At 53.7% G+C, this 1661-nt stretch carries 2 protein-coding genes; both read right to left on the bottom strand.

All coding sequences use genetic code 11. The annotated features are described in order from the left end of the window. Positions 1-238: 238 nt before the first annotated feature. Complete coding sequence (locus tag ABD892_RS05635; protein ID WP_345194431.1) at positions 239-988, bottom strand: recombinase RecT; 750 nt, start codon at positions 986-988, stop codon at positions 239-241. 16 nt (positions 989-1004) lie between these two features. After that, positions 1005-1661 (bottom strand): PD-(D/E)XK nuclease-like domain-containing protein (locus ABD892_RS05630; protein WP_345194430.1); only part of this gene is annotated, 657 nt, incomplete at its 5' end.

The raw sequence follows: 1661 nt of genomic DNA, 5'->3' as shown, positions 1-1661 counted from the left end.
AGGCGGTAATGGGAACATGGGGATGAGCTTAGGCGGCAGAACGTGAAATCGCCTTATGTACCGGTTTTTGAGTACTTACCCATCAGCCGCAGTTCGGAACTCCCGCCCCTCACGCCAAATTCCTTCTTTCTTTTTCCTGTAGAACGCATGTCGAGTATCACCTGACAACTCGTAGTAACGATTCAGTTTCACCCACTGCAACATAATCACCTCCCTGTTTCTTTTTGGATAAACCGGGCTATAACACCCGGTTCAAATCCGCCGCTGAGGTCACATCCCCCTCAATGATTTCCCCTGTTCGCATATCCACCGTGACACCACCATCCCCTTCCTGCAGCACGGTGTCATTTTGCTGCGACAATCCCGCCTCAGCCCGTTCATCCAGACCTACAGCTGTCTGCGCTTCAATAGACACCGGCAGGTATTTGAACAATCGTCGGATCACGGTTTTCTTGGCCATCTCATCGAAGTGCGACTTCCAGGGTCCATCGTTTCCAGCCTTTGAACCGTCCCGAATGGCTTTGATTTCAGCCATGGACATATACTCCACCTGCCAGCCTCCGGAGGTCAGGTGACCTACCGCATAAACGCCGATCATTGTGTCATTGCCATTACGGGTCAGTGACGGCTTGTGGATAACCGTGGTCTGTGTGCCGTAGAGAATCTCGAACTCCTCACCTTCGTACACACACCGTGCATCGATGTGCTTGATAGCACCGGAACGTCGCGCCAGCTCCAGCATGCCGCGATAGCCCAGCATGAACTGGCACTCCAGCTTGTTCAGCTTGCGATTGAAATAGGGAATCAGATAGCAGTGCCCCAGTGCACCGNGCTTCGGTGTCTTTCTGACCTCGTTCATCACGACCGACAGCAGCCGTTCAGGCGTCAACACGGTTTGTTCAAGCGCCTGGGCTATGGTGTTCTTACGGCTGGCCAGCAGCGCTTTGATACCGGTACTGTTGCCCTGATGGTGTTGTAATTGCGACATAAACGCTCCTTGTCGGTTAGTCATCCAGATCCGCAGGCTTCGCCCACTCAGGGAGATCAATGGTTAAAAAGTCCGTGGCATAGGCAGTCCAGACGCCGGTCTCACGGCAACCATGGTAGTTATCCAGGTATTGGCGATACAGGTCATGGCCCTGCATGAGCAGTTCAGGGCTGGCCATATACAAACCGATGGCGTAAGGCGGTTCTTTTTCAATGGCCAGCCAGGCAAAACCGGTCGCCTTCATACCGGCATGGCGACAGGCCTCCAGATACATGGCGGCACTGATGTGATAGCCATAGTTGAAAATATCTTTCTGGAAGGCGGTGAACCGGGCGTCCCGGCAGGTCTTCAGATCAAACACCATACCCAGGTCTTCCCGGTAGTAATCCGGTCGTGCCCGACACCACTCACCGGTGTGGTTGTCGATGTAAAAAATGGAGCGCTCCGCCACGCCGCCGGAAAAACACTTTGCCGCTTTGGGATGTGCGACCACCGAGGCAATAACCCCCTCGGCCAGTGCCATATCATCCTCCGAGAGAATGGTTTTTGTCTCCGCCATTTCTCTTAAGAACTCATCCCAGATAATCACATCACTGTCGTGCGCCTTGATCAGGGCAGTCACATCCTCTTTCCGGGCTTTGGCGGGAATCTTCAGGCCTATCCCCTTGCAGTA

The sequence above is a fragment of the Kistimonas scapharcae genome, assembly GCF_039540975.1.
Taxonomy (GTDB): domain Bacteria; phylum Pseudomonadota; class Gammaproteobacteria; order Pseudomonadales; family Endozoicomonadaceae; genus Kistimonas; species Kistimonas scapharcae.
Note: the sequence above shows the minus strand (reverse complement) of the source record. Positions and strands in the feature narration are given on the sequence as shown.